Consider the following 20,193-nt stretch of genomic DNA (forward strand, 5'->3'; position numbering starts at 1 on the left):
GCACATGGCATACGACGCGAGCACGCTGCCCGACGTGTCCGGGCTGACGGTCGGCATCATCGGTGGCACCGGCGATCAGGGTCGTGGCCTCGCCTACCGGCTCGCCCGAGCCGGGCAGACGGTGCTGATCGGCTCCCGGTCTGCGGAGCGGGCCGCCGAGTCCGCCGCCGAGATCGCCGCGCTGCCCCGGATGCCGGCCGACGTGCGCATCACCGGCGCGGCCAACGACGAGGTGGCCCGCCGCAGCGACGTGGTGATCATCGCGGTGCCGTGGGACGGGCACGCCGCGACAGTCGCCGCACTCGCCGAGCCGCTCGCCGGGACGATCGTCGTCGACTGTGTCAACCCGTTGGGCTTCGACAAGCAGGGCCCGTACGCGCTCACCGTCGCCGAGGGCAGCGCCGTGCAGCAGGCCGCCGCGCTGCTGCCCGACTCCCGCGTCTGCGCGGCGTTCAACCACGTCAGCGCCCCGCTGCTGGCCGACCCCGAGGTCGACCGGATCGACCTCGACGTGCTGATCTGCACCGAAGACCGCGAGCTCGTCGACATCGTCGGGGCGCTCGCGGCCCGGATCCCCGGAATGCGCGGCATCTACGCCGGCCGGTTGCGCAACGCCCACCAGATCGAGGCGTTCACGGCGAATCTGATCGCCATCAACAAGCGCTACAAGGCGCACGCCGGGATCCGCGTCACCGACCTCTGAGTCGAGCGGCGTGATCCACTCCGGTTTCATGAAAACGCGGTGTCCCGAGGTCAGGGACACCGCGTTTTCGGCAAAGCCGAGTGGATCATTCCTAGAAGGTGTGCTCCGCCGCCGGGAACTCGCCGCCACGGACCTCGTCGGCGAAACGGCGGGTGGCGTCGGTGAGGGCGCCGGCCAGGTCCGCGTACCGCTTCACGAAACGTGGCGCCCTGCCGGTGCGCAGGCCGGCCATGTCCTGCCAGACCAGCACCTGGGCGTCGGTGTCCGGGCCGGCGCCGATGCCGACCGTGGGGATCGCCAGTTCGTGGGTGATCCGCTTGGCCACCTCGCCGGGCACCATCTCCAGCACCACCGCGAACGCGCCCGCCTCCGCCACCGCCCGCGCGTCGGCGAGCACCTCGTCGGCGGTGTCGCCCCGGCCCTGCACCCGGTAGCCACCGAGGGTGTGCTCGCTCTGCGGGGTGAAGCCGATGTGCGCCATCACCGGGATGCCGGCACCGACGATCGCGGCGATCTGCGCGGCGCAGCGGCGGCCACCCTCCAACTTCACCGCGTGGCAGCCACCCTCCTTCATGAACCGGACGGCGGTGCGCAGCGCCTGGGCCGGGCCCTCCTCGTAGGAGCCGAACGGCAGGTCACCGACGACGAGCGCCTGCCGGGTCGAGCGCACCACGGCCCGTACCAGCGGAAGCAGGTCGTCGGCGGTGATCGGCAGGGTCGTCTCGTAGCCGAAGACGTTGTTCGCGGCCGAGTCGCCGACCAGCAGCACCGGCACGCCGGCCTGGTCGAAGATCCCCGCGGTGTACTGGTCGTACGAGGTCAGCATCGGCCACCGCTCGCCGCGCTCCTTGGCGGCGATCAGGTCGCGGGTGCGGACCCGACGGGTGACCGGTCCGCCGTACAGGGCGGTCACCTCGCTCGGAGTGGACTCCTCCACCATCTCTGTCTCCCTTCCTCGAGGCCGCCTGCGCGGTCCCCGGGTTCCGTCGCGATCGTCGCACCGCGAGACGGGGTGACGGCAGGGCCCAGTGCGAGATGTCACTCCACCGCGAAACCGCGAAACCGCGAGGCCCGCACCCGGCGGCCCCCGCGAGGCGGCGCCGGGCCGCGCCACCGACCCGGCACCCCCAGGTGTACGCCTCAGCCGTGCTCGCGCCACCGGTTGGTGATCGGCAGACGGCGGTCCCGGCCGAACGCCTTCATGGAGATCTTCGTGCCCGGTGCCGACTGGCGTCGCTTGTACTCGGCGGTATCCACCAGCCGCAGCACCTTGTCGACCACCGCCGGGTCGTGGCCCGACTCGACGAGCCCGTCACGGCCGAGGTCACCGTCGACGTACCCGATCAGGATCGGGTCCAGGACGTCGTAGTCGGGCAGGCTGTCGCTGTCGAGTTGGCCCGGGCTCAGCTCGGCGCTCGGCGGCTTGCCGATCGAGTTCTCCGGAATCGGGGCGGTCTCACCGCGCCGCTCCGCGTCCCGGTTGCGCCACTTCGCGAGCCGCCAGATCAGCGTCTTCCAGACGTCCTTGACCGGGTTGAAGCCGCCCACCGAGTCGCCGTACAGCGTGGAGTAACCCACCGCCAGCTCACTCTTGTTGCCGGTGGTCAGCACCAGGTGGCCCTCCTGGTTCGACAGGGCCATCAGGATCACGCCCCGGACCCGGGCCTGGAGGTTCTCCACGGCCACCCCGGACAGCGACAGGTTGGCCAGGAAACCGTCCACCATCGGCTGGATCGGCTCGACGCGGTAGTCCAGGCCGGTGCGCTTGGCCAGGTCGGCGGCGTCCTCCCGGGAGTGCTCCGAGGAGTGCTGACTGGGCAGCGACACACCGACCACCCGGTCCGGCCCGAGGGCGTCGACGGCCAGCGCGGCCACCACCGCCGAGTCGATGCCCCCGGAGAGCCCGAGCACCACCGACGGGAACCGGTTCTTGTTGACGTAGTCGCGCAGGCCCAGCACGAGCGCCTGCCACACCTCGGCCTCGTCGGCCACCGGCTCGATCAGCCCGCCGGTGGCGGCCGGGCCGGACGGCGCGGGCGGAATCCCGTCCACCGTGCGGTGCGCCACCCGCATGCCGTCCGCGACGACCTCGGTGGTCGGCGCCGTGGTGGCGGCCGGCAACTCGACGTCGTGCACGAGCAGGTGCTCGACGAACTGCGGAGCCCGGGTGAGCAGGTCACCCTCGGCGCTCACGATCATCGAGTCGCCCTCGAAGACCAGCTCGTCCTGACCGCCGGTCATGTTGACGTACGCGATGGTGGCACCCGCCTCGACGGCCCGGCGGCGGACCAACGGCAGCCGGATGTCGTCCTTGTTCAGCTCGTACGGCGAGCCGTTGATGTTGACCACCAGGCCGACGCCGGCCTGCCCGGCGGCGGCGAACGGACCGCCGGCCTGCCAGAGGTCCTCGCAGATGGTCAACGCGACGTCCACGCCGCCGATCCGCACCACGGTCAGCGTGTCACCGGAGACGAAGTAGCGGTCCTCGTCGAAGACCCCGTAGTTGGGCAGGTGGTGCTTGAAGTAGCGGGCGGCCACGGTGCCCCGGTGCAGCAGCGCGGCGGCGTTGCGGGCACCCCGGCCCGGCTCGGCGTCACCGCTGACCTGCGGCGGCCCGTCGGCGTCCAGGTAGCCGACCACGACCGGCAACTCCCCGAGGCCGTCGGCGGCCAGGTCCGCGGCGAGCCGCTCGACGGCGGCCTGGGACGCGGCGACGAAGGAGCGCCGGAAGACCAGGTCCTCGACCGGGTAGCCGGTCAGCATCATCTCCGGGAAGAGCACCAGCTGGGCACCGGCATCGGCGGCCTGGCGAGTCCAGCTGCGGACCAGGTCCGCGTTGCCGGCGAGGTCGCCGACGCTCGGATTGACCTGGGACAGGGCGAGACGCAGGGTGGGCATACCTTCATCTTGCCCCAGCCTCCGCGCGACAATCCGTACCCTCGGACGAGATTGCCGCCACCTGCCGCGACAGGCGCCCGGGAGGCCGCGACGGCAGCGGCTCGGCCGTCCTGCCGGCAAGGGCTCGGCCGTCCGGACGGCGGACGCGGGCGGCACCGCCGGGGGGCACGTGCTCGCCGGGCGGGACACGAGGGGACGACCGGCGGCAGTTCGCGTAACGTCTGCGTAACCAGGCCCGGTAAGACTGGGCGATCAGGTCGGGCGCAGCCCGGCCAAGGCGGACAAAAGAGTGTCGCGAGGGGTTGGGGAAGTGGACCGTCAGCAGGAGTTCGTCCTCCGCACGCTGGAAGAGCGGGACATCCGGTTCGTCCGGCTGTGGTTCACGGACGTGCTGGGCACGCTCAAGAGCGTTTCGGTGGCGCCGGCCGAGTTGGAGGCGGCCTTCGAGGAGGGCATCGGCTTCGACGGCTCGGCGATCGAGGGCTTCGCCCGGGTCTTCGAATCGGACATGGTGGCCATGCCCGACCCGACCACCTTCCAGGTGTTCCCCTTCGAGGGTGGGGTCAGCGGCGAGAGCGCCCGGATGTTCTGCGACATCCTGCTGCCCGACGGCGGCCCCTCCTGGGCCGACCCCCGGCACGTGCTGCGCCGCGGGCTGTCCAAGGCCGCCGAGAAGGGCTTCACCTTCTACACCCACCCGGAGATCGAGTTCTTCCTGCTGGAAAACGGCCCCCAGGACGGCTCGGTGCCCACCCCGGTCGACACCGGCGGCTACTTCGAGCACACCACCCACGCCGTGGCGCGCGACTTCCGCCGCCAGGGTGTGCTGGCGCTGGAACGCATCGGCATCTCGGTGGAGTTCAGCCACCACGAGGTCGCACCCGGCCAGCAGGAGATCGACCTGCGCTACGCCGACGCGCTCACCACCGCCGACAACATCATGACCTTCCGGCACGTGGTCAAGGAGGTGGCGCTCTCCACAGGTGTGCAGGCCAGCTTCATGCCGAAGCCGTTCACCGACCAGCCGGGCAGCGGGATGCACACCCACCTGTCGCTGTTCGAGGGGGAACGCAACGCGTTCCACGACGGCGGTGACCCGATGAAGCTCTCCAAGGTGGCGAAGTCGTTCATCGCCGGCCTCCTGGTGCACGCCCGGGAATACACGGCGGTCACCAACCAGTGGGTCAACTCGTACAAGCGGCTGTTCCCGCAGGCCCTGCCGGACCGGATCACCGAGAGCCCGGCGTACGTCTGCTGGGGTCACCTCAACCGCTCCGCGCTGGTCCGGGTCCCCGCGTACGGCAAGCCCAACTCGGCCCGGGTCGAGGTCCGCTCGTTGGACTCGGCGGCCAACCCGTACCTGGCCTTCGCGGTGCTGCTCGGCGCCGGCCTGAAGGGCATCGAGGAGGGGTACGAGCTGCCGCCGGGCGCCGAGGACGACGTCTGGTCGCTGACCAGTGCCGAACGGCGCGCCATGGGCTACGAGGCACTGCCAGAGAACCTCGCCGAGGCGATCGACGTGATGGCCGAGTCCGAACTGGTCGCCGAGGTGCTCGGCGAGCACGTCTTCGACTTCTTCCTGCGCAACAAGCGGGCCGAGTGGGAGCAGTACCGCCGCGAGGTCACCCCGTACGAGCGGCAGCGCTACCTGGCGCTGTAGTTCGCGGGGCTGACGCGGTTGCGCACTGCCGCTATCGTCTCGATCACCGCGCCGGTACCCCTCCGGGCGGAGAGTCGGGAGGCAGTCGGTGCTGGAGGATCTGCTCAGCGGTGCCTGGCAGAGCGTCGTGTTCGGGATCGTCGGCGTGGGGCTGATGGCGGCCGGCTTCGGCCTGGTCGACCTGCTCACCCCCGGGCGGCTGCGGGACCTGATCTGGGTCGACCGCAACGCCAACGCGGGGCTGCTGCTGGCCGCCAACCAGCTCGGCGTCGCCGGGATCGTCTTCACCGCGATCCTGACCAGCTACAGCGACTTCGGCAGGGGGCTCGCCTCCACGGTGCTGTTCGGGCTGGTCGGGCTGGCCATCATGGCGCTGGCCTTCGTGGTGCTGGACCTGCTCACCCCGGGCAAGCTCGGCGAGGTCATCTGCTCGCCCGAGCCACACCCGGCGGCCCGGGTCAGCGCCGCCACCCACTTCGGCGCCGCGTTGATCGTCTGCGCCTGCATCGCCTGACGGCGGTCGCCCGCCTAAGGCTTCCCAGGCGCTCGTCCGCGTCGCGTTCGCTGCGCGGGTGGCCGTCCGTTTGGCGCTCGCCGCGCGGGTGCTCGTCCGCGTCGCGCTTGCTGTGCGGGCGGTCGCCGCGGGGCGTCGTACCCCGGCCGTAGCGTGCGGGGCATGAACCGTACGGACCGGCTCTACGCGTTGGTCGAGGAGCTGCGGGCGGTGTCACCACGGCCCCGCAGCGCCCGCTGGCTGGCGGTCCGCTTCGAGGTGAGCAGCCGGACCATCGAGCGGGACATCGGCGCGCTCCAGGAGGCTGGGGTGCCGATCTGGGCCGAGCCCGGGCGCACCGGCGGCTACGTCCTGGACCGCAGCCGCACCCTGCCCCCGGTCAACCTGACCGCCGCGGAGGCGGTGGCGATGGCCGTCGCGCTGCACCGCCTCGACGGCACACCGTTCGCCGGGCCGGGCGCCACCGCGCTGCGCAAACTGGTGGCGGTGCTGCCGCCCGCCGACGCCGCCGAAGCGCACCGTCTCGCCGGCCGGGTGCACCTGGTCGGTGACGGGCCGGCCACGCCCGTCCCGGCCATCGTCGCCGACGCGGTCGCCGCGCGGCGGGTGCTGCGCATCCGGTACGCCGACCGCGACGGCGCGGACTCGGTGCGCGACGTCGAGCCCCTGGGCTACCTCGGCAACCCCCGACACTGGTATCTGCTGGCCTGGTGCCGGCTGCGCGACGAGTTGCGCTGCTTCCGTACCGACCGGATCCGCAGCGTCCAGGCGCTGCCCGACGTGGTGGTCCGGGAGCTTCGCCCGACGGACCTCGACATCCCCCGGGAACGGGTCCGGCCGCTGAGCCTGGTCTGAGACGGGTCGGCTGAGCCGCCCCGGGACAGGCCGTGCCGGGCACCGGCACCGAAACCCGTCGGGTGATCCGGAAACACCGACAGGACGGTGTCGCGGACGACCTCGAGACTGCTCCAGAAGACGGCCGAACGCCGGCTCGGAAACCTGGAGGCAGCAGATGTCCACAACGCCCGTCACGTGGTTCGAGATCGGCACCGATCGGCCGGAGGAGGCGGAACGCTTCTACGGCGAGCTGTTCGGCTGGACCTTCGAGGAGCAGGGCTCGACCAACGGTGGGTCCTACCGGGTGACCGGAGCCGGCGGCGACACCGGGATCGGTGGGGCGATCCGGGCCACCGACGGGGCGTCGCCGAACTACGCGGTGTTCTACGCCGAGGTCGCCGACGTGGCGGAGACCTGCCGGCGGGCCGAGGAGTCCGGCGGACGGGTGCTGGTGCCGGCGCGAACGGCCCCGAGCGGTCTCACGTTGGCTCACCTGCTCGACCCGGCCGGCAATCACCTGGGGGTCTTCACGCCCCCGCCAGCCTGAAGCCCGCCTGCCTGGGGCCCGCTGCCTGACGCCCGGGTGGGCCTGGTCGGTGTGCGTCGGGTGGTGATCGACTCGGTTTCATGGAATCGGCGGTGTTGGGCTGGCGTGGACACCGCGGGTTCATGGAAGTCGAGTGGATCAAGTCGGGGCAGGCCCGGTCTGGCCAGGGCCTGCCCCGGTGGGTTACTTGCCGGGCGTACCCGCTGGGCCGCCGTGGTTGCCCGGGCCGCCGTGACCGCCCGGCCCACGGTGAGCGCCCGGGCCGGGGAAGACGCCGGCCTCGATGGCCTTGGTGATGGCGTCGGCCTGCTCCTGGGTGAGCTTGCCGTCCTTGACCGCCTGGTCCAGGCGCGCCTTGAGCGCGGCCTGCCGTTCCTTGAGCGCGGCCTGCCGGTCCTCGGCGGACGGACGCTGCGGCCGATCGGCCGGCCGGTGCTGCTCGCGGACCTTCTCCAGCGCGGCGGTCACCTTGTCGGTGGGCACGCCCAGCTCCTTGGCGAGCGCTTCGGCGAACTCGTTCTGCCGGTCGGCCTTCGCCCCGGGGGCGGTGTCGGCCTTCGCCCCGGGGGCCGGGGCGGTGCTGGCGCTCGGTGTCGGCGTCGGGGTGTCCGCGGCGAACGCGATCGTCGGGGCGGCGATCCCCACGCCGAGGACGCCGGCGGTGGCGAGACCGGCCAGCAGGTGCTTCCTGGGGATGGTGCGGGACATGCTGCCTCCAGAAGGTCGGTGACGTGTGCTGTCATCACCGACAGTGACCAGGCTGGCTGGGCGTAAGCCGTGGCGAACCTGTCAGCGGGCTGACAATCCTGGCTGGCCGGCGGTCAAATCGATTGCGCCACCGCTTGGTGAACCGTCAGGGTTGGCGATTCACCGACGAAGGGACGCACGTCGAGATGACCGTCGAGATTCGGGAGATACCGCTCGTCGAGCAGGGTGCCGGCCCGTACGGCATCACTGCCGGCCCCGACGGCGCGTTGTGGCTGACGTTGGTCCACGCCGGCGCGATCGCCCGCCTGGGGGCCGACGGCGCGGTCCGGACCTATCCGCTGGATCCGCCGGGCGGCCGTCCGTTGATCATCACGGTGGGGCCGGACGACGCCCTGTGGTTCACCCGCTCGGCAGACGACCGGATCGGTCGGATCAGCACCGACGGCGAGCAGCGCACGATCGCCCTGCCGACCGGCGCCGGGCCGGGCGGTATCGCCGCCGGAGGAGATGGCGCGCTCTGGTACGCCGGGATGAGCTCCGACACGATCGGCCGGGTGGACATCGACGGCACGGTCACGGTGTTCCCGTTGCCGGTGACCGGCGGGTTCGCCCCGATGATCACCGCCGGCGGGGACCAGGCTCTCTGGTTCACCCTCAACCAGGCGAACGCGATCGGCCGAATCGACCTCGACGGCAGGGTGACACTGCACCCGTTGCCCACCCCGGACGCCGGCCCGGTCGGCATCACGCTCGGCGGCGACGGTGCCATCTGGTTCGTGGAGATCGCCGCCGGTCAGCTCGGCCGGATCACCCCCGATGGCGAGATCGTGGAGTTTCCGCTGCCCGACCGGGCGGCCCGTCCGCACGCCATCGTGGCCGATCCGGCCGGTGGCGCCTGGTTCACCGAGTGGGGAGCCAACCGGATCGGTCACCTCGATCCCACTGGCCGGATCGACAGCTACGCCCTACCCACTCCCCATTCCGAACCACACGGCATCACCCGCACCGCCGACGGCATCTGGGCCGCCCTGGAAACCGGCGCAGTAGCCCACCTGCCCCCCACCTGACAGCCACCTCCACCTGTCCCGGCGTTGATCATGACGTTATTGCCGCGACACGCCGGGCGAGCGACTACAACCTCATGATCACCGGGGGAGGGCGGGGATTACTGGACTGCGGGGGCCACTGTCAGGGTTCTGGTGTTGGTGTCGAGGGTGGCCTGGGTGCCGAACGGGACCGTCAGTTGGCCGTGGCCGTGGCCGATCGGCAGGCCGCCGAGCACCGGTACGCCCAGGTCGCCGAGGCATTCGGTGAGCACGTCGACGATCGTGGTGTCCCAACCGTCGCCACAGTCGGTGAACTGCCCGACCGCCACGCCGGCCAACCCGTCCAGGGCGCCGGCCCGGCGAAGCTGGGTGAGCATCCGGTCGACCTTGTACGGGGGCTCCTGCACGTCCTCGATCAACAGCACCGCACCGGTCAGGTCGGGCAGGTCCGGGGTGCCGATCGACGCGGCGATCAGGCACAGGTTGCCGCCGAGCAGGGTGCCGGTGGCGCGACCCGGAACGCGTACGCCGAAGGTGTCCTCGCTGGGCAGCGCGCTGATCGACACTGGCTCGGTCGTCATCAGCGCCGCGTGCAGGGACTCGGCGGAGCGCAGCGGAGTCCGCTCGTCCCGCCAGGCCGCCCCCGGGCCGTGCACTCCGGCCAGCCGGGCACCCCGCCACAGGGCGAACTGCAACGCGGTGATGTCCGAGAACCCGGCCACCACCTTCGGGTCACGGCGTACGGCGGCCATGTCGATGGCGTCCACGATCCGCTGGGCGCCGTAGCCGCCCCGGGTGCAGATCACCCCGCGGACCCGCGGGTCGGCGAACGCGGCGTTCAGGTCGGCGGCCCGCAGGTCGTCGGTGCCGGCGAGGTAGCCGTGGCGGGCGTACGCGTGCGGTGCCGGGACCGGCCGCAGACCCCAGCCGATGAGCAGCTCCATCCCCCGGGCCACCCGCTCCGGCGAGGTCGGCCCGGACGGTGACACCAGCAGCACCGTGTCACCAGGTCGCAGCACGGGCGGGCGGACGACGGCGGTGTCCTCGTTGATCACAACCGCAGAGCCTAGCGCCGGATCCAGGATCGACGGCCGGCGCGCATCCCGGTGGCGGGGCATGGCGGCACACGGCGCACCGGCTAGCCTCGACGGGTGGCAACCGCGCTGGTGATCGAGAACGACCCGACGGACGAAGCGCGCCGGCTGGGTGAGTGGCTGACCGAGGCTGGGCTGGAGCTGCGGGTGGTCCGCCCGCACGCCGGCGACGAACTGCCCGCCGACCTGGAGGGGTACGCCGCGCTTGTGGTGCTCGGTGGCGACCAACAGGCGTACCCGCTGCCGGACGGCTCACCCGGCGCTCCCTGGTTTCCGGCGGTGGAGGGCCTGCTGCGCAAGGCCGTCCGCTACCGGGTGCCCACCCTGGCGGTCTGCCTGGGCGCGCAACTGCTCGCCACCGCGCATGCCGGCCTGGTCGAGCGGAGCCCGTCCGGGCCGGAGATCGGCCCCGGTGTGGTCGGCCGGCGCGACGCCGCCGAGCACGATCCGTTGTTCCGGTACGTGCCGCTGATCCCGGACGTGCTCCAGTGGCACGCCGACGAGATCACCGAACTGCCCCGGGGCGCCACCCTGCTGGCCGCGTCCACCCGCTACCCGCATCAGGCGTTCCGGCTCGGTGACCGGGCGTGGGGGTTGCAGTTCCACATCGAGTGCGACACCGAGATGATCGCCGACTGGGCGACCGACTCGACCCAACTCGCCGAGCTGGGCTACGACCCGGAGCTGGTGGTGGCGGCCTGCGCCTCGGTGCTGGCCGACGTCGAGGAGGTCTGGCAGCCGTTCGCCGCCCGGTTCGCCGCGCTGGCCCTCGGCGAGTTGGATGACAGCACGATCCGGCGCGGCCTGCCTCTGCTCGGGCACTGATGAGTCGGCCGACCAGGGCACCGGGCCGCCTCGCCCGCTATGGCTTCGGCATCGCCGAGGGCGACGGCGGCGCGCGCGCCGCGGATCTGCTCGGCCCGGACGGGCTGCGGCTGTGGCGGCCGGAGGAGCAGGAGCCGGCCGACGAGGCCGCCGCGGAGCTGCTCGCCGCACTGTCCCGGGCCGCCGATCCGGACCTGGCGCTGCGGCAACTACACCGCATCGTGGAGACCGAACGCCGCACGAGCGCAGGCAGCGCCGGGGTCAGCCCGAGCAGCAGTAGCGCCGGGGCCAGCCCGAGCGCAGGCAGCGCCGAGGGCCGCACGAGCGACGGCAGCGCCGAATCGTCGCTGCTCGCGGAGCTGCACGCCGACCCGGGCCTGCGGCGGCGGCTGATCGCGGTGCTCGGCGCGTCGGCGGCGCTCGGTGATCACCTGGTGGCCAACCCCGAGCACTGCCGGGCACTGCGGACGGCCGCGGACGGGCTCGCGCCGATCGCCGAGGGCCGGCTGGAGCCGACCGGCGGTGGCAACCCGGTGGCGGTGCTGCGGACCGCGTACCGGCTGGCACTGTTGCGGATCGCGGCGGCCGACCTGACCGGCGGGCGCGGCCTGGAGCAGACCATGGCCGCGCTGTCCGCGCTGGCCGACGCGACCCTCGCAGCGGCGTACGAGATCGCCGTCACGGAGCTGGCGGACGGCACCGAGCGGCCCCGGCTCGCGGTCGTGGCGATGGGCAAGTGCGGCGGCGGCGAGCTGAACTACGTCTCCGACGTGGACGTCATCTTCGTGGCGGCCGAGGACGCCGACCTGCCGGCGGCGACCCTGGTGGCGACCCGGCTGATCCACATCTGCGGGTTCGTCGCCTGGCCGGTGGACGCCGCGCTGCGCCCCGAGGGCAACCGGGGCCCGCTGGTGCGAACCCTGGCCAGCCACCTGGCCTACTACCGCCGGTGGGCGCGCACCTGGGAGTTCCAGGCGCTACTCAAGGCCCGCCCGGCCGCCGGTGACGTGCCGGTGGCCCAGGAGTGGATCGACCAGCTCGCGCCGCTGGTGTGGCGGGCGGCCGAACGGCCCGAGGCGGTCGAGGACGTCCGCGCCATGCGGCGGCGGATCATCGACCACATCCCGCCGAAGGAGCTGGAACGCGAGATCAAGCGTGGCCCCGGCGGGCTGCGCGACATCGAGTTCGCCGTCCAGTTGCTGCAACTCGTGCACGGCCGCGTCGACGAGACGCTGCGCTGCCCCGGCACCATCCCGGCGCTGCGCGCGCTCGTCGCCGGTGGCTACGTCGGTCGGGCGGACGGCGAGGCGCTGCTGCGCGGCTACCGCTTCCTGCGCGGCGTCGAGCACCGACTCCAACTCCAGGGCCTGCGTCGTACGCACACCGTGCCCAGCGAGCCGGGCGCGTTGCGCTGGCTCGCCGCCGCGCTGGGCTTCACGGCCGCGCAGGGGCGCAGCGCCGTGGAGAGCTTCCGGGCCGAGTGGGTCACCCACGCCGCCGAGGTACGCCGACTGCACGCCAAACTGCTCTACCGGCCGCTGCTGGAGTCGGTGGCCCGGGTACCGGCCGACGGGTTGCGACTCACCCCGGAGGCGGCCAGCCACCGGCTGGAGATCCTCGGCTTCGCCGACCCGGCCGGGGCACTGCGCCACCTCCAGGCGCTCACCGGCGGGGTGAGTCGCACGGCGGCCATCCAGCGGACGCTGCTGCCGGTGCTGCTCAGCGAGTTCGCCGACGCGCCGGAACCAGACCGGGGGCTGCTCAACTACCGCAAGGTCTCCGACAAACTGGGCAGCACCCCCTGGTACCTGCGGCTGCTGCGCGACGGTGGCCCGGTGGCCCGGCGGTTGGCCCGGGTCCTCGCCCTGTCCCGGTACGTGGCCGACCTGCTCGCCCGGGACCCGGAGGCGCTGCGGCTGCTGGCCGAGGAGAACGAGCTGGCTCCGCGCCCGCCCGACGTGCTCCGGGAGGGGTTCCTCGCGGCGGCGGCCCGGCACACCGACCCGGTCGAGGCCACCCGCGCGGTGCGCGCGCTGCGACGGCGCGAACTGGTCCGGGTGGCCTGCGCGGACGTGCTCAGCCGGGCCGGCGCGCTCGCGCCCACGCCGAGCCGACCCGACGGCGCGAACCGGCCCGTCCCCGGGCCGCTCGACATCACCGAGGTCGGCACGGCACTCGCCGACGTCACCGACGCCACGTTGGCCGCCGCGCTGCGCGCCGCCCGGGCCAGCCAGCCGGCGCCGGCGGGGCTGCGGTTCGCGGTGATCGGCATGGGACGGCTCGGCGGGTACGAGTCGAACTACCTCTCCGACGCCGACGTGCTGTTCGTCTACGACCCGCCCGCCGGCGCCAGCGAGAGCGAGGCCAGCGCGGCGGCGCACGCGATCGCCGAGGAGTTGCGCCGACTGCTCGGCGTACCCGCTGCGGACCCGCCGCTCGGCGTCGACGCCGACCTGCGCCCGGAGGGCCGGCAGGGTCCACTGGTGCGCAGTCTCGCCGCGTACGCGCAGTACTACGCCCGCTGGTCGCGGGTGTGGGAGGCGCAGGCGCTGCTGCGTGCCCGGTTCGTCTGCGGCGACGCCGACCTGGGCGCCGAGTTCGCGACGATGATCGACCCGGTGCGCTACCCGGCCGACGGGCTGACCCGCGAGCAGGTCGTCGAGATCCGCCGGATCAAGGCCCGGGTGGAGACCGAGCGGCTGCCCCGCGGCGCCGACCCGGCCACCCACACCAAGCTGGGTCGGGGCGGGCTCGCCGACGTGGAATGGGCGGTGCAGCTCGTCCAGCTCCGGCACGCGGGCAGGGTCCCGGAGCTGCGCGGCACGCGTACTCTCGATGCCCTCGCGGCGGCCGAGCGGGCCGGCCTGATCGACCCGGCGGACGCCGCGGAGATGGCCGCCGGGTGGTCCCTGGCGGCGCAGGTCCGCAACGCGTTGATGCTGGTCCGGGGCCGGACCGGCGACCAACTGCCCCGGCACGGGGTGGAGCTGGCCGGCGTGGTGCGGCTGCTCGGGCGCGACGACCCGGGGGAGTTCCTCGACGAGTACCTGCGCACCGGCCGCCGCTCCCGCGCCGCCGCCCAGCGGGTGCTGGAGGCGTAGCGCGTCAGCTGCCGACTGTGTATTCGCCGGGGCCGGGCACGGTGACGGTGGTCCAGGCCCCGTCGGCGGTGACCGTGGCGGCGCCGGACGCGACAAGCCACCGGCTGTGCCGGACCCGGACCGCCACCGGGCCGGCGGCCGGGGCCCGGAACGTCACCGCCGCGCCGTCGGCGCGGATCAGCTCGGCGGGCGTGGCGACCAGCGGCGTCGGGTCGACCACCGCCCAGACCCGCCAGTGCGGCCCGGACCAGACCGGCGTCAGGTACGGCAACCCGCCCCGGACCAGCTCCGCCTCGGCCCGTCCCACCCAGGACAGCGGGGCGTCCGGCAGCGCCACGAACTGCACGGCGTTCTCCGCCAGCCAGGCCCGGTAGCTGGTCGGCGTCAGTGGCATGCCGGTGCCGGCCGCGCCGGGCACGGTGGTGAAGAACAGCGGGTTACGGTCGATGTCGGCCTGCCGCAGCCAACCCCGGGCCAACGGCACCTCACCGAGGCGGGCCGCCTCCCAGTAGTTGCGGGTCGGCGGCACCTCGACCCGGCCGGTGAGCCGTTGCCCGGCCAGGAACGCGCGCAGCGGCGCGTGGTAGCCCGGCGCGCTCGTCGGGTCGCCGATGCCGAGCAGGTCGGCGGGGACCACCGGCGGCTGCCACACGCAGACCGCCACCAGCAGCGCGGTCAGACCCATGCCGCCGCGCAGCCGCGCCGGCCGCGACCGCCCCGCCGCCGCGGACCCGGCTGCGGCGGCGCTGGTCGGGGCGGCGCTGGCTGGGGCGGCGCTGGCTGGGGCGGCGCTGGCTGGGGCGGCGCTGGCTGGGGCGGCGCTGGTCGGGGCGGCGCTGGCTGGGGCGGCGTCGGCCGGTGCGGCGCGCTGCGCCGGCCGGCGGGGCAGCCGTTCGGAGAGCCAGGCGGGCGGGCGGGCCGCGGCGGCCAACACCGGCAGCGCGAACATCGTCACCAGCCGGGTCGCGTTCAACCCCACAGGCGTGTGCACTGCGGCGGCGGCGAGCACGCCGGCGGCGGAGAGCAGCGCGCCGACCCGCACCGGCCGGCACGTCACCAGCGCCGCCACCACCAGGCTGGTCAGCACCGCGCGGACCGTGTCGGTGCGGCTGATGTTCATCCAGCCGCCGTCGCCGAACAGCAGCGCCGTCGCGGCCAACGGCACCGCCGCCGCCACACCGAGCGCCAGGCCGTCGACGTACCGCCGGGTGAGCAACAACGCGACACCCACCAGGCCGACGAACAGGCCGGCCACCGGGCTGGTCGCCGAGGCCAGCAACGCGGCGAGCGCGGCGAGCGCGAGCCGCCCCCGCCCTCTTCCGGGTACGCCTCGACCCAGCGCGAGCAGCGCGGCCAGCCCGAACGCCACGCCCAGGGCGTACGTGACCCGGCCGGAGACCAGGTTGCCGGCAAGCGTGACCACCCCGACCAGGCTGCCCAACAGCGGCCGGGGCACCTCGGCGCGGACCAGCAGCGCGGCCAGCGCGGCGGCCGATGCCACCAGAGCCAGCGCGCCGGTCACCCGCACGCCGAGCAGGGCCATCAAGGGCTGGGAGAGCAGGCTGTAGCCGAACTGCTGCACCCCCGCATACCACCGCAGGTCGACCGGGGTGGGCCCGTGGGCCGCGAAGAAGTCCGCCCGGGCCACCTGCGCGGACAGGTCCGACCCCATCAGCGGCAGGGCCAGCCAGAGCGCGCCGAGCACGACGGCGGAACCGGTGGTCACCGCCACCACCCGACTTCGCCGCATGCCCACCTCCGTACCGCGACCACCGTACTGGCAGCATGTCCGGCGTGCCTCACCACCTCGCGCGTTGGATCGGCCTGGCGGGATCGGCGTTGCTCGCCGTCGCCGCGTTCCTCGGCGGCGCACTGCCCGACTCCCCCCTGCGTTCCACCCCGGTCAGCATCTGGCAGGGCCCGAACGGTCCGCTGGTCCTCGCCACCTGGCTGGTCGGCACCGCGTTGCTGGCCTACGCCTGGTGGGCGCTGCGCGACACCGTGCCATCGACCCGCTGGGCGTTGACCACCGTCGGGCTCTGGCTGCTGCCGCTGCTTGTCGCACCGCCGCTGGCCAGCCGGGACGTGTACGCGTACGCCTGCCAGGGAGCCAGCTACGTCGCCGGGATCAACCCGTACGAGCAGGGCGTCTCCGCGTTGCCCTGCCCCTGGCTGGACACCATCTCGTACATCTGGCGGGACACGCCCGCGCCGTACGGGCCGCTGTTCGTGGTGCTCGCCGGTGCGGTGGTCAAGGCCACCGGCTCGCTGACCGGCGCGATCGTGGTGTTCCGGCTGATCGCGGTGGCCGGGGTGGCGCTGACCGCCGTCAGCCTGCCGGTGCTGGCGCGCCGCATGGGCATACCCGCCGGCCGGGCGATCTGGTTGGCGCTGGCCTGCCCGCTGGTCGCCGTGCACCTGGTCGCCGGCGCGCACAACGACGCCCTGATGGTCGGCCTGCTGGTCGCCGGACTGGCCGTGATCGCCTCCCGGCCGGGCCGCCCCGGCCCGCTGCTCGCCGGTGGCGCGCTGCTCGGACTGGCCGCCGCGATCAAGGTGACCGCGGCGGTCGTGGTGCCGTTCGCGGCACTTGTCGCAATCGTCGGCGGGTACTCGATCCGGGCCCTGCTCCGGCACGGCGGGTGGGTGGTCGGCGGCGCGGTCGCCGCGGTGGTCGGGGTGACAGTCGCGGCGGGGCTGGACTTCGGCTGGGTCAGTGGGCTGGCCAGCGGCGGTGACGCGATCGCCTGGACGTCGCCGTCCACCGCGATCGGCCAGACCGTCGGCTACCTGGCGGTGCCGTTCGGCGGGCACGTCGACGCCCTGCCGGTCACCCGGGGGATCGGCGTGGCGGTGCTGGCGCTGCTGCTGGTCTGGCTCTGGTGGCGGGCCCGCACCCGGGAGCCGTTGTGGCACGCCGCGGTGGCGTTGGCCGCCACTGTCGCCCTCGCGCCGATCTTCCACCCCTGGTACTGGATCTGGCCGTTGGCGCTGCTCGCGGCCACCGCCCGACGGACCGGATGGTTCACCGTCGTCGCACTCGTCGCGTCGTTCCTGGTGCTGCCCGACGGCACCGGCCTGCCCCGGTTCACCAAGACGGTCGGGGCGCCGCTGATGACGCTGTTGGTGATCGCACTGGTCGTCTGGTTGGTACGGTCGGCTCGGGTGGCCCGTCAGCCGGTCGCCGCCGATTGAGGGAAGGTGCGCCGGTGACCGCTCCCGGTCCGCCGCCTCCCGGTCCGCGGCCGTCTGGTCCGCCGGCTTCTGGTTCGCGGGCTTCTGGTTCGCGGGCGTTTGGTCCGCCGGCTTCTGGTCTGCGGGCGGCACGTCTGGTCCGATACGCGGGACTGGTCGGCGCGGTGCTGCTCGCCGTCGCCGGGTACCTCGGTGGGGCACTGCCCGACGCCCCGCTCGGCGCGACACCGGTATCGATCTGGCGAGCCCCCGACGGGCCGGCGACGCTTACCTGTTGGCTGGTCGGCACCGCGTTGCTGGTCGGTGCGTGGTGGTCGCTGCGTGAGGCAGTGCCGTCGACCCGCTGGGCGTACGGCACCGCCGGGCTGTGGGCGCTGCCGCTGCTTGTCGCGCCGCCGCTGGGCAGCCGGGACGTCTACTCGTACGCCTGCCAGGGCTGGACGTACGCGCAGGGCGTCGACCCGTACGCCGTTCCGGTGGCGGCTGCGGGCTGCCCGTGGCTGGACGCGGTGGCGCCGATCTGGCGGGACACCCCGGCACCGTACGGGCCGGTGTTCGTGCTGCTCGCGGCGCTCGCGGTCCTGCTCGGCGGCGGCCTCACCGGCACGTTCGTGGTGCTTCGGGTCATCGCCGTGGCGGGGTTGCTGCTGGGCGCGCTCTGCCTGCCCGGACTGGCACGTGCGGCCGGGGTGCCCACCCGGCGGGCGGTCTGGTTGGCGCTGGCCGGGCCGCTGGTCGGGGTGCACCTGGTGGCCGGGGCGCACAACGACGCGGTGATGCTGGGCCTGCTGCTGTCCGGGCTCCTGATCGTGGTCCGCCGACCGGGTCGGCCGTCGGCGTTGCTGTTCGCCGGGGTGCTGCTCGGATTGGCCGTGACGGTGAAGGCCAGCGCGGTGGTGGTGACGCCGTTCGCCGCGCTGGCCGCGGTGCGGGGACAACCCACCGTACGGTCGTTGGCACGCGACGGCGGCTGGCTGGCCGGCGGGTCGCTCGCCGCGCTGCTGGTCAGCTCGGCGGTGTCCGGGCTCGGGTTCGGCTGGGTGGGCGGGTTGACCCACAGCGGTGACTCGGAGCAGTGGACGTCGCCGCCCACCGCCGTCGGCCTGGTCGTGGACTATGCCGGCGCGCTGGCCGGCCGGGGCCCGCAGGCGGTGCCGGTGCTCCGGGCGGTGGCCCTGCTGCTGCTCGCCGTCGTGCTGGTGGTCCTGTGGTGGCGGGCCTGGCGGGACCTGCGGGCCCCGGATGATCCGGCCCTGGCCCGCCCCTGGGTCACGCTGCACGGCGCCGGCCTGGCCTTGGCCGCCACGGTGGTCCTTTCCCCGGTCTTCCACCCCTGGTACGCGACCTGGCCGCTGGTGCTGCTCGCGCTCACCGCCCGGCGGACGACGTGGTTCGTGTTGCCGGCCGCGGCGGCGGCGTTCCTCGCCCTGCCCGACGGCACCAACCTGGCCCGCTTCACCAAAGCGCCCGGCGCCCTGGCGATGACCAGCCTGCTCCTGGCGGCCCTCCTCCTGCGCAGCCAGCGCCGGCGATCCCGACCGCGCTGAGTCATGAGGTTGGCGGCGTCGTCGATCTCCGAAAGCGCCGCCAACCTCATGATCAACGGGGGAGAGGGCCGGCGCTGGGGGTGGAGCGGGAGCGGACGGCGAGCGCGAGCGGCAGCAGGGCGGGGCCGGCGAGTGTGACCAGGGCAGCCGTCGTGGCGAGCGCCGTCCAGCTCGGCACGAACTCGGCAGGCATGCTGTCGAACGCTCCCGCCAGCGGGTGCAGGGCCAGCAGGCCCACCGGGGTGAGCAGGATCAGCAGGGCCCAGCCGCCCCGGAGGTCGCCGCGCAGCGCCAGCCCCGCGCCGAGCAGCACCGCCACGGCGAGCACCGCCACGGCGGCGGTCGGCAGCACCATCGAGGAGTGGTAGCTCGACGCGAACACGTTCGGAGACAACAGGATCGCCCCCAGGACGCCGGCGCCGCTGGCGGCGACCAGCGGGGCCGCCCGCAGCGACGCCGGCAGCCCGTCGGCCGCGCCGAGCGCGACCAGGCCCAACCCGAGTTGGGGTAGCAGCACGAACAGCGGTGGGCGCGGCAGACCGGTCAGTGCGGCGACCGGGACGAGCGCGGCAGTGAGGAGCACCGCGAACGCGACGGCGCGTCGGGCCCACCGACCGGGTGCCAGGGCATGCACCAGCGCGGCCAGCCCCCAGGCGGTCCACGCCCCGATGCCGAGCGAGATGAACGGCCCGAGGGTCGGCGCGCCGAAGCCGGCGGTCGGTGCGGGGCGTAGTTCGAGCACCATCCAGACCCCGGCCAGCGCGGTGGCGGTGAGCAGGGCCAGAGCGGCCGCGAGGCGTACACCCGGCAGGAAGCCGGCCGCGCCGGTGGCGCGCACCCGCTGGCGCAGGCCGGCGCGCACGACGTCCGCGGCGTCCGCGGGCGAGGGCCAGCGCCGGCCCGGGTCGGCCAGTTCGAGGTACGTCCCGACGATCTCGGCGCCCCGGGAGCGCCGGTAGTCGACGGGGTAGGCGCGCAGCAGCCGCAGGTAGCGACGCTCAAGCTCGGTCATGCCAGCCCTCCGGCCACGCGCGGGGTGATCGGTCGGGCGGTGCGAGCCCGCTCGGCGAGCCGGGTGGTGGCGGCCTCGACGTTGCGACGTAGCCGCTCGGTCTCGGCGGTCAGGGTGGCGTCGCCGGTGGGGGAGAGCCGGTAGTAGCGGCGCAGCCGGCCATCCACCACCTCCTCCCGGTCGACCTCGACGAGGCCGGCGTCGACAAGCCGGTCCAGTGCCCCGTAGAGCGTCCCGGGGCGCAGCGACACGCGGTTGTCGGAGAGGGCGGCGACCTCGCCGATCAGCCCGTAGCCGTGCATCGGTTCGGCGGCGAGCGCGGTGAGGATCAGGAAGGTGGGTTCACGCAGCGGTGTGTCCATCGCTGCAATGTATCGGACGCGAAGGTATATCGGAAGGCGTTATAAGGCGGCCGGGGGGGGGGGGGGGGGGGGGGGGGGGGGGGGGGGGGGGGGGGGGGGGGGGGGGCGGGGGGCGGGCGGGGGGGGGGGGGGGGCCGCGCGCGC

Annotated in this window: 17 protein-coding genes; 10 read left to right on the top strand and 7 right to left on the bottom strand. The window is 74.0% G+C overall.

The annotated features are described in order from the left end of the window. The first annotated feature begins 4 nt into the window (after positions 1-4). Complete coding sequence (npdG, locus tag ACGFIQ_RS22485; RefSeq protein WP_007463329.1) at positions 5-703, top strand: NADPH-dependent F420 reductase; 699 nt, start codon at positions 5-7, stop codon at positions 701-703. Positions 704-794: 91 nt separating this feature from the next. Here npdG and panB read toward each other — a convergent pair whose 3' ends face one another. Together panB and ACGFIQ_RS22495 are read right to left on the bottom strand one after the other, a co-directional pair. Further along, complete coding sequence (gene panB, locus ACGFIQ_RS22490; RefSeq protein WP_393246967.1) at positions 795-1,640, bottom strand: 3-methyl-2-oxobutanoate hydroxymethyltransferase; 846 nt, start codon at positions 1,638-1,640, stop codon at positions 795-797. Between the two features lie 203 nt (positions 1,641-1,843). After that, positions 1,844-3,601 carry an NAD+ synthase gene (locus ACGFIQ_RS22495; RefSeq protein ID WP_393246536.1) on the bottom strand — a complete coding sequence of 586 codons (1,758 nt, stop codon included), beginning with the start codon at positions 3,599-3,601 and terminating at the stop codon, positions 1,844-1,846. 310 nt (positions 3,602-3,911) lie between these two features. Here ACGFIQ_RS22495 and glnA point away from each other — a divergent pair, with 310 nt between their 5' ends. The 4 genes from glnA (at position 3,912) to ACGFIQ_RS22515 (ending at position 7,159) form a co-directional block, all read left to right on the top strand. Further along, positions 3,912-5,261, top strand: a complete 1,350-nt coding sequence (gene glnA / locus ACGFIQ_RS22500) for a type I glutamate--ammonia ligase (RefSeq protein WP_357070449.1) — start codon at positions 3,912-3,914, stop codon at positions 5,259-5,261. A gap of 88 nt (positions 5,262-5,349) precedes the next feature. Then, the gene (locus ACGFIQ_RS22505; protein WP_393246538.1) at positions 5,350-5,775 is read left to right on the top strand and encodes a DUF350 domain-containing protein; all 426 of its coding nucleotides are present in this window, start codon (positions 5,350-5,352) and stop codon (positions 5,773-5,775) included. A gap of 162 nt (positions 5,776-5,937) precedes the next feature. Continuing rightward, positions 5,938-6,630, top strand: coding sequence for a helix-turn-helix transcriptional regulator (locus ACGFIQ_RS22510; protein ID WP_393246540.1), 693 nt, complete (start codon positions 5,938-5,940; stop codon positions 6,628-6,630). Positions 6,631-6,787: 157 nt separating this feature from the next. After that, positions 6,788-7,159, top strand: a complete 372-nt coding sequence (locus ACGFIQ_RS22515) for a VOC family protein (RefSeq protein ID WP_393246542.1) — start codon at positions 6,788-6,790, stop codon at positions 7,157-7,159. A 183-nt stretch (positions 7,160-7,342) separates the two neighbouring features. Here the strand turns inward: ACGFIQ_RS22515 and ACGFIQ_RS22520 are convergent, their stop codons facing one another. Next, complete coding sequence (locus ACGFIQ_RS22520) at positions 7,343-7,867, bottom strand: hypothetical protein (protein ID WP_393246544.1); 525 nt, start codon at positions 7,865-7,867, stop codon at positions 7,343-7,345. 185 nt (positions 7,868-8,052) lie between these two features. On the opposite strand from ACGFIQ_RS22520, the gene ACGFIQ_RS22525 reads away from it, so the two are divergent. Continuing rightward, positions 8,053-8,934 carry a virginiamycin B lyase gene (locus ACGFIQ_RS22525; protein ID WP_393246546.1) on the top strand — a complete coding sequence of 294 codons (882 nt, stop codon included), beginning with the start codon at positions 8,053-8,055 and terminating at the stop codon, positions 8,932-8,934. A 98-nt stretch (positions 8,935-9,032) separates the two neighbouring features. On the opposite strand, the gene ACGFIQ_RS22530 is transcribed toward ACGFIQ_RS22525, so the two are convergent. Continuing rightward, positions 9,033-9,968, bottom strand: a complete 936-nt coding sequence (locus ACGFIQ_RS22530) for an LD-carboxypeptidase (protein ID WP_393246548.1) — start codon at positions 9,966-9,968, stop codon at positions 9,033-9,035. 96 nt (positions 9,969-10,064) lie between these two features. Between ACGFIQ_RS22530 and ACGFIQ_RS22535 the strand changes: the two genes are divergently transcribed. Together ACGFIQ_RS22535 and ACGFIQ_RS22540 are read left to right on the top strand one after the other, a co-directional pair. Continuing rightward, positions 10,065-10,832, top strand: a complete 768-nt coding sequence (locus ACGFIQ_RS22535) for a type 1 glutamine amidotransferase (protein WP_393246550.1) — start codon at positions 10,065-10,067, stop codon at positions 10,830-10,832. Beyond that, entirely contained in the window at positions 10,832-13,933 is a 3,102-nt protein-coding gene (locus tag ACGFIQ_RS22540; protein ID WP_393246552.1) for a bifunctional [glutamine synthetase] adenylyltransferase/[glutamine synthetase]-adenylyl-L-tyrosine phosphorylase, read from the top strand. The genes ACGFIQ_RS22535 and ACGFIQ_RS22540 overlap by 1 nt, the downstream gene beginning before the upstream one ends. Positions 13,934-13,937: 4 nt before the next feature. On the opposite strand, the gene ACGFIQ_RS22545 is transcribed toward ACGFIQ_RS22540, so the two are convergent. Beyond that, on the bottom strand, positions 13,938-15,683 hold the full coding sequence (locus ACGFIQ_RS22545; protein ID WP_393246554.1) for a hypothetical protein: 1,746 nt from the start codon (positions 15,681-15,683) through the stop codon (positions 13,938-13,940). 35 nt (positions 15,684-15,718) lie between these two features. On the opposite strand from ACGFIQ_RS22545, the gene mptB (ACGFIQ_RS22550) reads away from it, so the two are divergent. Together mptB (ACGFIQ_RS22550) and mptB (ACGFIQ_RS22555) are read left to right on the top strand one after the other, a co-directional pair. Further along, the gene (gene mptB, locus ACGFIQ_RS22550) at positions 15,719-17,128 is read left to right on the top strand and encodes a polyprenol phosphomannose-dependent alpha 1,6 mannosyltransferase MptB (RefSeq protein ID WP_393246556.1); all 1,410 of its coding nucleotides are present in this window, start codon (positions 15,719-15,721) and stop codon (positions 17,126-17,128) included. Positions 17,129-17,247: 119 nt separating this feature from the next. Further along, positions 17,248-18,675 carry a polyprenol phosphomannose-dependent alpha 1,6 mannosyltransferase MptB gene (mptB, locus tag ACGFIQ_RS22555; RefSeq protein ID WP_393246969.1) on the top strand — a complete coding sequence of 476 codons (1,428 nt, stop codon included), beginning with the start codon at positions 17,248-17,250 and terminating at the stop codon, positions 18,673-18,675. Positions 18,676-18,727: 52 nt separating this feature from the next. On the opposite strand, the gene ACGFIQ_RS22560 is transcribed toward mptB (ACGFIQ_RS22555), so the two are convergent. Next, positions 18,728-19,687, bottom strand: coding sequence for a hypothetical protein (locus ACGFIQ_RS22560; protein ID WP_393246558.1), 960 nt, complete (start codon positions 19,685-19,687; stop codon positions 18,728-18,730). Then, entirely contained in the window at positions 19,684-20,049 is a 366-nt protein-coding gene (locus tag ACGFIQ_RS22565; RefSeq protein ID WP_393246560.1) for a PadR family transcriptional regulator, read from the bottom strand. Before ACGFIQ_RS22565 ends, ACGFIQ_RS22560 begins: the two co-directional genes overlap by 4 nt. Between the last annotated feature and the right edge of the window lie 144 nt (positions 20,050-20,193).

Source organism: Micromonospora sp. NPDC048898 (genome assembly GCF_043198035.1).
In the GTDB taxonomy this organism is placed as follows: Bacteria; Actinomycetota; Actinomycetes; order Mycobacteriales; family Micromonosporaceae; genus Micromonospora.

What these genes read in the sequence shown, in the direction of transcription:
- npdG (WP_007463329.1), top strand. Translation starts at nt 5, where the DNA reads ATGGCATACGACGCGAGCACGCTGCCCGACGTGTCCGGGCTGACGGTC.
- ACGFIQ_RS22525 (WP_393246546.1), top strand. Translation starts at nt 8,053, where the DNA reads ATGACCGTCGAGATTCGGGAGATACCGCTCGTCGAGCAGGGTGCCGGC.
- ACGFIQ_RS22510 (WP_393246540.1), top strand. Translation starts at nt 5,938, where the DNA reads ATGAACCGTACGGACCGGCTCTACGCGTTGGTCGAGGAGCTGCGGGCG.
- mptB (WP_393246556.1), top strand. Translation starts at nt 15,719, where the DNA reads ATGTCCGGCGTGCCTCACCACCTCGCGCGTTGGATCGGCCTGGCGGGA.
- ACGFIQ_RS22540 (WP_393246552.1), top strand. Translation starts at nt 10,832, where the DNA reads ATGAGTCGGCCGACCAGGGCACCGGGCCGCCTCGCCCGCTATGGCTTC.
- ACGFIQ_RS22520 (WP_393246544.1), bottom strand. Translation starts at nt 7,867, where the DNA reads ATGTCCCGCACCATCCCCAGGAAGCACCTGCTGGCCGGTCTCGCCACC.
- ACGFIQ_RS22515 (WP_393246542.1), top strand. Translation starts at nt 6,788, where the DNA reads ATGTCCACAACGCCCGTCACGTGGTTCGAGATCGGCACCGATCGGCCG.
- ACGFIQ_RS22545 (WP_393246554.1), bottom strand. Translation starts at nt 15,683, where the DNA reads ATGCGGCGAAGTCGGGTGGTGGCGGTGACCACCGGTTCCGCCGTCGTG.
- ACGFIQ_RS22565 (WP_393246560.1), bottom strand. Translation starts at nt 20,049, where the DNA reads ATGGACACACCGCTGCGTGAACCCACCTTCCTGATCCTCACCGCGCTC.
- ACGFIQ_RS22560 (WP_393246558.1), bottom strand. Translation starts at nt 19,687, where the DNA reads ATGACCGAGCTTGAGCGTCGCTACCTGCGGCTGCTGCGCGCCTACCCC.
- ACGFIQ_RS22495 (WP_393246536.1), bottom strand. Translation starts at nt 3,601, where the DNA reads ATGCCCACCCTGCGTCTCGCCCTGTCCCAGGTCAATCCGAGCGTCGGC.